The organism is Anabaena sp. UHCC 0253 (assembly GCF_009712085.1).
GTDB lineage: Bacteria > Cyanobacteriota > Cyanobacteriia > Cyanobacteriales > Nostocaceae > Dolichospermum.
Genome location: NZ_VILD01000020.1, coordinates 1 through 8984 on the forward strand (window position 1 = coordinate 1; position 8984 = coordinate 8984).

Genomic DNA, 8984 nt, shown 5'->3' on the forward strand with positions numbered 1-8984 from the left:
AGTTTTCTCCTATTCCGTTACATCTTCTCCAAACCCGCCGTTACACTTTACAGGAAATTTCCGTTACAAAAAATTCTTGATTCTAGCCTAGCATAGATTAACCATGATAGTTTCATCCTCTTAACGGGTAAACTCTCTCTACTGCCACTATAGATACCGCTAATAGGATAATTACTTTAATCATCCAACTGTAGAAACTAGAATCAGGTTTAATAATCTACACTACCTCTATCGGCATTATGGACATAAACAAACCACCTATTAAGCTTGTTAATAGGTGGTTATATGCGCTTATTTAGTGGGGTGGTTAGACGGCTGCTAATAATTTTTTATATTCCCGACTTAACTCTTCAGGAGACATACCCGACAAATCAATATTTTCTTTTGGTAATTCTTCTGAAGGATTATCTATGGTGTAACCTCGACTTTCCAGTATTTTCATCGCAAGGTTGGGATTATTCATTAACTCGTACATTCCCATTTCACGCTCTAGCTTTGTGTGCAGTGAGATACACTGACTTAATGTGTAAATAGACCTTAAATTCAAATCAGCCTCTTCCAACTGGTCTAGAAGAATATCTGATAGTTTTTCTCTAATTCTGGCATTAGCTAAACAACTTCTAATACTATTATCGGATGCAATCTCTACCCAACTATCTTTCAATTTAATTAATTCTATTTCAGCATCACTTTGATCCTTGACCTCTTGTATTTCTACATCTAAAGGTTTAACAGGCTCTTGACTGCTTTGATATTCTTGCATCCATCGGTATAGTGTCCGTCTGTTGATGCTAGAGGTCTTTTCGATTTCTGGAACTGTAACACCCTTTCGGAACAGTTCAAATATTCTTAATTTCTCTTCTTTAGCCATAGTTTTTATAGTGACATTTTTATACTTCTATTATGTCACTTTTTTGTCACAATGTCACAACCCAAAAACAGCATTTCTCCTAAATGAATGTGAATTAGTCCCCCAAAGGCAGGGGGGAATATTGATTAACAACTAGCTAGACTTCGATAGTCTCAGATATCTTTTTATAAGTAAGAGCAAAGGCATTTTTAAAGATTCCTTTTTTGCCCAAAGTCATAGAATTGAATAGAGATTCTAATGAAGCTGTATCATCAAGTTCTAATTTCTCAACTACATAATTATGAATAGAATCTATATCTGATTCTGCCATAGTTATAAATTCCGGTTGTGGTTGTTTTGTAGTTGGTATTACCTCAACTTTTTGTACAGGGCTGCTAATTAAAACCTGTTCTGTGGGTGTAACTGCCACAGCTTTTTGTGGTGTAATTAATTGACGATCTCCTGATTCCCATTTACTTTGATGTATCTGCAAAGTATGGATTGCTTGGGCATTATCACCAATAACATCAGATAGTATGTTTCTGAGTTGGTCATTATGGCTAGACTGGTCAAGAGTCAAGTGTCCAAATTTGTCAGGGGTCACAATCGAACTTTCTAGCTTTTCTACAACCTGGACTACTTCCCAATAATCGCTTGAATTGATAGCACTGGATAACGCACTCTCAAACCATTTTCTAGAACCTGAGTAATCTTGTGATTTCACGGCATTACCCATTACCTGCGCTAGTTCAGCCGGGAAATTGAACTGTGCTAGTTTTTCCTGTTCCTTGGCTATTTCTAATGCTTCTTTAGCTTGCCATGCTGTAAAGATATCGAATCTTTCATCAATTATTGGTAATATGTCACCATTAGCATCTAACACGGGCTTGGTACGCTGTTTACCATTTTTAGATACTGTAACTATCTTTTCCCAATCAATAGCAGGTTTATCATGTAGCCAGATGGTTTTATCACCTTCCCTTTTTTGCTTCGTTTGTGGGAGTTTGTAGCCTATTCTATCTAGTAATGTTCTAATGATGGATAGATTGCTAGGAATATCCGTTTTATCAGTTCTGAACTTACAAATATACTGTTCGTAAATCCATATATTCTTTCTAATCTGCTCACCAACCCTAACAGCTAGTTCATGGCTTTCATGAAGTCCAGATGTTTCTAGAATCTCTAAAAGCCCGATATCTTTCAAAAGCTTTGACTCTGTAGAAAGTTTGAATGCTTTGTTAATATCAGGAGTAAATGCAGCACCCTCACCTGCTTTATTAATATTGGTCATCTTCCTAGATTCAAGCCTAACCATACTGTCAGGATTCAGAAGATAATAATGTCGCTTAACCACACTATAAAAATCGTCATTATCTTTATCAACTAACTCCTTTGTTATGGGAACTTGGTAGGTTCTAGCAAGCCTTCCCTTGTGATGTTGTAGTCTTTCCTGATGAGTTTTATTGATTTTGTCTGCTAGTTTTTTAAAGTCGTCGTCTGATACATCAACAGCATCTACAACGCTTTGGTTAAATTTATCTTCTAGCTCTACCTGGTTTTCCTTCAAGGCTTTTGAATCGAATACTTCATCTTCGGCAGGTAAATTGTTAACGATTTTATGACCTTCGTTAGCAAGGTCATGGAGTATGGTTTTCCTGTAATTTTTAAAACCGTTATTAACGATAGCCGCGTCAATACCCCACGAAGTTAAGAAAGGGTTCAATATTTCTCCGTCTGGTTGTTCAGTGCAACCGACACTATTTAATATGGCTAAATGAGATTTTAGCTTATTGTTTTCGCCACTAATCAAATAGCCAGGGTCGTCGCTACCGTTGCCTATAAAAGCACTATTCATGCCTTTAGGAGCTAACCATATATACCTCGGAACATTAGGACGATAACGGCTTAAAAACTGCCTTACACTGTCACAACTTTGCAAGCCACTAAATACACCAAAAACAGCATCAAACAATCCTACTTTTTCGACAGATATCCCAGTCTCAACTGTTGGGCTTGCCACAGTAATTTGACGACTAGCTGCTTCTTTCTCAAAGATGTTTTCACCATTGACTATGCTTAAAATACCAAAGCTTTCATGAGTAGTATCCCCAACGGTTAAACGGTCAACTCTGAGAACTTTATTTTCTGGAAGTTGGTTTTTAATGTAATCTTCTATATTTGTTGTACCTGCTTTTGATTGCTCACTTTGTCCGCCAGTACAGTAAAATATTCTCTTACCAGCATTCAGCATGATCAACATATCAGAGATAAGCCTATCTGGCTTTTTATCTACATAATTATGGATTGTCCAGCAATCGTTCTCTTCTCTTTTAAAAGTGTTGACAATCCCAAATAATTTAATATCGGCATCAGTCATATCGCTAATGAAATTAATACCATCATCTCTCAAGTCAGCATCAGCAATGATTATTTTCCCTTCTGTTCTAATAACCATGTCTATCAACTGCTTGAAGAGTTTCATCAACTTAGCTCTGTTTTCCTTACAAGTAGCAGAATTAAGTAAATGCCATTTAAACTGTTGAATCTCATCAATGACTAGATAAGCACCTTTCCACTCATCAAGGTTGACTTTTCCGATGGAATCAATACATAGTCCGAGGCATCTTTCTATATTCTCATTATCTGTTTTTTCATCAATGTATCTTATCCCAAATAAATCGCATAAAATCCTACCTAGTTGGATTCTATGAGTAAGTAATAGAACTTTTCTACTACCACTTCTAATGATAGGATTAAGAATTAATTCTATAGCTCTGGATTTACTGCTATTCTTGGGAGATTTGAAGTATAGAACATTCCAAGGCTTATTAATTTTGAAGTCTAATTCTAGTTTTCCTTCTTGGTTATATCTGGTTAGATAACGTTGGTTTAGTGGCAGATCGGGAATATAAGATAATTCCTTTAAAGTTTTAACTTTCCACTCAAAAAAGTTGATAGCATCTTTGGCTAGATTATCAATTCTTTCTTCTCCACATTGCACAAAAACATCATCAAGACCTTTACCATCGTTCCGATCCCAGTCCCAAACTTTGACAATACAAGATTTTCTAACTAACACACCTCCAATAAACTTTAATGCTTTGTTTACGTTGGTAATTGATTTATATTTTGCATCTTTATCAAAACATAAATGAATTTGTCTTTTGTTCCCTAGAAATTTTTCAAACTGAGAATCAATAAATGGCTTGCATTTGTTCTTTAACTCATCTTTGGTTTTGATGACGCTATTAATACCAGGAAAGGCTATAAAAACATAACCAGCAGATAAACCAGCTAATGCTTTTTTAGCCCCTTCTGTTAGAATTATTCTGATATCGGAATTAATTACCCATTGCCAAAATAGCTCAGGATGATCAATAACATCTTGATAGTTTTCTGGTAAATCCAGACCATGTTTGTTTGCTATCTTCTCCCATATCTTAGGACTAACTCTGAGAAAGAAGCATTCAGTAGCGACCTTTGCGGGGTGTTCATACTTTATGATCTTCCCATCAGCATCAACAGCAGGATCATTAGGCTTGAAACATCCCCAAAGTCTATTTTCCCCAGTTTCTATATCTAACGTCGGGACGTACCAACCGCCGCTATAAAGATGAGAGTATCTTTTCTGATATCCCCCTCTTAACTTCCCTGTATTAGTTCTGTGGCTGTCATCTAATCCGTAGCAAATATACTCAGAAACACTATTACCCGATAAACTAACAACGTTTAAAGATGCAAGTTCGGGGTCAATACCTGAACCAATTACCAATTCTTCCCAGTGCTTTGCATCAATATGATCCGGTCGGATTCTATTGATATATTCCCCATTCAGAAGATTATCGGCAAAATCAATAGGTTTGACAGGTTCGTTAATTTGTTGAACCGCTTTTTTAGTCGGAGTATCAGAAGTAAAATTATTCTGAGGTTTAGCTTCTAGCTCGGTAGAATGAGCTTTTGCTTCAATTGCTTGACCACGTTCTGAAATATACAGTTGTGGTTTATTTTCGGGCTTGAGAACCACTGGTAAGCAGCGCAGTACAGATGGTTTTGTATTCTCTGTTGTGTCTTTTACTTTGACAATCTTTTTAAGAGAGCGTAATAATTTAATTTGCTTGCTATTTCTCTCAAATAAGCTGGGATGTAGAGATTTTTTAAATAGCTTGCTTGATCCGGTGGCAGGGTTAAATAATGTAGTCATTATGCTACACCCCCATTTAAGCGAGTGTTAGCAGAATTTAAAACAGCGTTGTATTCTTTCTTTTTAAGCCACCTGAACCATCTACCACAATCAGAGCAGTATTCCCCCGCCGCATGATAATGGTGTTCTCTAATCTCTCTATTTTGGTGGCTACAATCTACACTTTTCCGATTGACATTGTGGGGATTGTCTGCTATACTTGAGGAATATTGAAAACAACTATTTGATAATGAATTATCTTGAAAGTGCTTTATTTGCACGGCTTTTCTTTCCTTTATGAGAGGAGTAAGTAAAGCCCATTTTTTTATGTATCCTTTGCCACTAACAAAAAATTCAGTATGTGAACCCTTAGCTGTGTCCTATCTTATGTTATGATTGTGGAAAGAATTTTAAAACTACTAAGCCCGATGAGTCGGTGCTTGTTGGTCAAAGGCTGCGAAACCTTTACCTCTTATCTTTCCTCTTCAAAAGAAGGATATTAAAAAAACGGGCTTTGATTTTTCGGCTTTTTTTTGTCTGCAACTAAAAGTGTCAGCGGACTATTTTTGGTGCATAGAAAAATCGCCTAGTATCAATCTAGCATGATTTTTACATAATGTGTTATTAGATTGTTAAGTTTTATTACAAATATTCTGCTGAGACAGCAAAAATATTGTAAAGTCTATCCCCCTAAAATATTTAATTATCCTGGTTCAGATGTTGGGTTATCTTCCCTTATCCATTGGCTTATAGCTATTTCTACAGCCTCACTTTGCTTAATATCCCTAGAGAAGCAAACAGTTTTGAATTGTTTGTAAAGTTCTAATGGGATATGTCCGCTAATTTGCTTGTAGTTCGGATCACGTCTCTTATCCATATCAATATCAAAAAGTAAATATACAGAGCATTATACCCTAGTTTTCGTGTTTACTTTTTGGCGTGTTGACATTTTGGCGTGTCATTGCTATGATAACAACAGATAGGGCAATCGGTCAAGTATCAGCCACTTATCACTGTCTGATTCATTCAAAAATTACCCCATAAGCCTTGTATAGCAGGGGATTGAAAGAATTAGCCAGTCACAGCAACCGATACCCCTACCGATTACTAGCCGATTAAGCGCGATAACTAACCTATTCAAATTGATTACTGTATGAAAGATGAAACCAAGACGCTGTAAGAGTTCCACCGATTACGATATATTTCTTGATTTTCCCTGCACAAAATCCCACCTTGCTGAACTGCTAGGAGTTGCCAGATCAACTTTGGTTATTTGGGAAAACATAGCATTTTGGAGAATAGACAGTTTCCGCACTGCTTACCCAAAGACCCATGACGGAAGTTTTGACCGTGAAAGTCCCCTCAGCCCTTATCAATGTTGGATTTTAGGCAGAATTGGTCGGTTAATGTCGCAGTTACGCCGTTCTGAGAGAGTAAAGGGCTATATCCTCAAAAATCCTCAAGATTTCACCCGTTATCAATTCAATAAAGCCCAAAATCAAGTTACACAGAAGTTAGGAGCATAAAACAATGGCAGCAAGAACATCTAAGAAAACCGCAGTTATTGACCCCAATTCCGTATCTATTGCCGATTTTTGCCAGTCTCAAGGTATAAATGAGCAAATATTCAGATTAGAACTCATGCAACACCTTGATAATGCTGATTCTGCCAAAACTGTGAAATTTGATGTTGCTCAAACTGTGGCCAGCACAATTCAAGCCACATCTAAGGCATTACCAGAAACCACCGCAACACCTGAAAACCTTACCCCACAAGCAATTCAACCAGCACAGGAAACAGCCACAGGTGAACCACAGAAACCACAAAATTCTTCTATAGCGGCTTCTACTCCTAAAGCTATTTCTAGTCCTGTCACCGGGGCAAATATCCCCACTGCTTTAGAAGAACTGATCCAAGAGTCAGAAGAGGTCATAGAGTTAGCTGACTTGGTTCACACATACCGCAACGCCCAAATTATTCAAAATGCCCAAAGTCGTGATTCTGAATTAGTTGGCCAGTTGCGAGAAAGACGATTAGAAACCCGTCATCAGGTTTTCGACTCCCTACGCGGTCTTAATGCCCGTCAACCCGTAGCTCAGGACTTACCAGAATTACCATCTTCTCTATCAGAAGAAATCAAAGCCCTGTCTGATGAACTGGGAAAGCAACTACATACCAGCAAATAGAGGAATTGGAGCGCGAGATTAAGGTACTCAAGGCACGGCATAAGCCACGATTCAGAATCAACTTACTCGCGCCTTTCGACCTACTCAACGCCACCATAGAAGGCTTATTTGGATTATTTGGAGGTATTGACGATGACGACTGAGCAACTTAACCAACTAACCAGCATCGAGAACCAATTGATCACCTTACTGGCTTCACTCCCAAAAAATGAAATTACCCGCAGTCTTTCTACTGCTAAGAAATCGCTACATTCTGTCATCTGTAAATGTTTGGAAGCCTAAAAAAATGGGATAACGCCAAATTATCCCACAAAGAAATATGTCTTTTATTTACCCTGAAATTATATGGCAACTAGAACCCAAAAAACCAAATTAGAAACAGCGCAGGAAAAATTAAAAGACGCTGTTCCCAGTTCACAAGAAACCGTCAATCTTAACCCCACACCTGTTAATTCTAAAACTGTTCACACTGCCGCAACTTTTGAACCATCCCAGTACATAGCATCAAATCTATTTGCGGACACTTCTACACTGCCACGAACCACTAGAGTAGAAGCCGATAAAGCAATTCAATCTATATCTGAAAAGAGAGAGACGTTAAGGTTAGTTGGGGCGAACTTGCAACTAAATACCGATGCCTACAAAGTCGGTTCACTGTCTGAAAAAATGAATCAGGCTAATATAATCTTCCAATCCGATGGAGTCAACACACAAGCCAAGATTGTAGGGTTTGAGAATGCTAATGTTAACCTTCTAATCGCACAATCTAAGTTAGGACAAACTCAAGAAAAGTTGGCTCATCAAAACATTGAATTAGAGGGATTGCAATCTGAAACACCACTAAGAAAGCTGTACTGGACTGCTAAATTATCCTTAATTGAGTCCCGAATTAGTCAGGTGGAGTTAGCTAAATTTCAGTTGGATGCAAAGATTGGTGCTATTGAATCTGAAGCCGAATCAATCGAGTGATTGTCGTATTTTAAAATTCGACATTTCTTATTAGTAATCAGGGTGTTTAATCGCACCCTTTCTATTATCTGTAATATCGTACTACAGCAGCTACAATGCACTACCCTACCCCTACTAATTACATTCCAAGAAATGACAATGAACCTGGTTACATCTATTTGATGGAGTGTGTAAATCTTCCCAAGTTTATCGGATTTTCGCTGGTTAGACGCTGCAAGATTGGTTTAAGTCGTAATCCACAGGCTAGACTACAAAACTTCATAGATAATCAGCCACCATGCGATATCAAGATACTCAGAACAATCTATGTAGAGGATATGGCAACAGTAGAAAAACGGTTACATCAAAAGTTTTATCACTGCAATGTGAAGCTGACTAAATCTAGGGAATGGTTTGACCTTAATCCATTAGATTTTCTAGCAGTTAATCGCGCTTTTGATGAGTATCAAGATAGAAATAAACTACCCGTCCTAAAAATTAGCTTTTCATTACTTGGAATAGCAGTTTTAACAATGGCTTTATTAGCCACACAAGCCACACCACAAAGAACACAGCCTCAAATTAAACCAGTAATAGAAGGAATGAAATCAATATGAACTTTCAAGTATTAAGAAATAGCTTTATAGTCGGGTCATTGGGTGTATCATTTACTGGCTTTATCGCACTGTTCACACCCTATCAGCAGTTCTCACAATTCCTTATCTCATCTGGATTAGGGTCACTTGGTGCGTCTAATTTAGCCATAGTATCTAGTCAGAAAATTAGTAATAAAAAACGCAATAAGTTGTTAGCGGAAAT

The 8984-nt window shown here is 37.5% G+C and carries 9 protein-coding genes; 5 read left to right on the forward strand and 4 right to left on the reverse strand.

Annotated elements, in window-relative coordinates:
• Window positions 1-307 precede the first annotated feature (307 nt).
• The 3 genes from FJR38_RS27120 to FJR38_RS27130 form a co-directional block, all read right to left on the reverse strand.
• Window positions 308-871 (reverse strand): helix-turn-helix domain-containing protein, encoded by a 564-nt coding sequence (locus tag FJR38_RS27120; RefSeq protein ID WP_168540663.1) that lies wholly within the window; start codon window positions 869-871, stop codon window positions 308-310.
• Between the two features lie 136 nt (window positions 872-1007).
• Window positions 1008-5051 carry a plasmid replication protein, CyRepA1 family gene (locus tag FJR38_RS27125; RefSeq protein WP_168540665.1) on the reverse strand — a complete coding sequence of 1348 codons (4044 nt, stop codon included), beginning with the start codon at window positions 5049-5051 and terminating at the stop codon, window positions 1008-1010.
• Window positions 5052-5733: 682 nt separating this feature from the next.
• Window positions 5734-5907 (reverse strand): hypothetical protein, encoded by a 174-nt coding sequence (locus FJR38_RS27130; RefSeq protein WP_168540667.1) that lies wholly within the window; start codon window positions 5905-5907, stop codon window positions 5734-5736.
• A 283-nt stretch (window positions 5908-6190) separates the two neighbouring features.
• Here FJR38_RS27130 and FJR38_RS27135 point away from each other — a divergent pair, with 283 nt between their 5' ends.
• Together FJR38_RS27135 and FJR38_RS27140 are read left to right on the forward strand one after the other, a co-directional pair.
• Entirely contained in the window at window positions 6191-6556 is a 366-nt protein-coding gene (locus FJR38_RS27135) for a hypothetical protein (protein ID WP_168540669.1), read from the forward strand.
• Window positions 6557-6560: 4 nt separating this feature from the next.
• Entirely contained in the window at window positions 6561-7217 is a 657-nt protein-coding gene (locus tag FJR38_RS27140) for a hypothetical protein (protein ID WP_168540671.1), read from the forward strand.
• Window positions 7218-7330: 113 nt separating this feature from the next.
• Here FJR38_RS27140 and FJR38_RS27145 read toward each other — a convergent pair whose 3' ends face one another.
• The gene (locus FJR38_RS27145; protein ID WP_168540673.1) at window positions 7331-7477 is read right to left on the reverse strand and encodes a hypothetical protein; all 147 of its coding nucleotides are present in this window, start codon (window positions 7475-7477) and stop codon (window positions 7331-7333) included.
• A gap of 85 nt (window positions 7478-7562) precedes the next feature.
• Here FJR38_RS27145 and FJR38_RS27150 point away from each other — a divergent pair, with 85 nt between their 5' ends.
• The 3 genes from FJR38_RS27150 to FJR38_RS27925 all read left to right on the forward strand — a co-directional run.
• Complete coding sequence (locus tag FJR38_RS27150; protein ID WP_168540675.1) at window positions 7563-8186, forward strand: hypothetical protein; 624 nt, start codon at window positions 7563-7565, stop codon at window positions 8184-8186.
• A 95-nt stretch (window positions 8187-8281) separates the two neighbouring features.
• Window positions 8282-8782, forward strand: a complete 501-nt coding sequence (locus FJR38_RS27155; RefSeq protein WP_254445395.1) for a GIY-YIG nuclease family protein — start codon at window positions 8282-8284, stop codon at window positions 8780-8782.
• Window positions 8779-8984 (forward strand): hypothetical protein (locus FJR38_RS27925; RefSeq protein ID WP_217360073.1); only part of this gene is annotated, 206 nt, incomplete at its 3' end. The genes FJR38_RS27155 and FJR38_RS27925, both read left to right, overlap by 4 nt.

Bases quoted from the DNA above. Each gene is read 5' to 3' on its own strand.
- FJR38_RS27120 (WP_168540663.1), bottom strand. From the start codon at position 871: ATGGCTAAAGAAGAGAAATTAAGAATATTTGAACTGTTCCGAAAGGGT.
- FJR38_RS27125 (WP_168540665.1), bottom strand. From the start codon at position 5,051: ATGACTACATTATTTAACCCTGCCACCGGATCAAGCAAGCTATTTAAA.
- FJR38_RS27130 (WP_168540667.1), bottom strand. From the start codon at position 5,907: ATGGATAAGAGACGTGATCCGAACTACAAGCAAATTAGCGGACATATC.
- FJR38_RS27135 (WP_168540669.1), top strand. From the start codon at position 6,191: ATGAAACCAAGACGCTGTAAGAGTTCCACCGATTACGATATATTTCTT.
- FJR38_RS27140 (WP_168540671.1), top strand. From the start codon at position 6,561: ATGGCAGCAAGAACATCTAAGAAAACCGCAGTTATTGACCCCAATTCC.
- FJR38_RS27145 (WP_168540673.1), bottom strand. From the start codon at position 7,477: ATGACAGAATGTAGCGATTTCTTAGCAGTAGAAAGACTGCGGGTAATT.
- FJR38_RS27150 (WP_168540675.1), top strand. From the start codon at position 7,563: ATGGCAACTAGAACCCAAAAAACCAAATTAGAAACAGCGCAGGAAAAA.
- FJR38_RS27155 (WP_254445395.1), top strand. From the start codon at position 8,282: ATGCACTACCCTACCCCTACTAATTACATTCCAAGAAATGACAATGAA.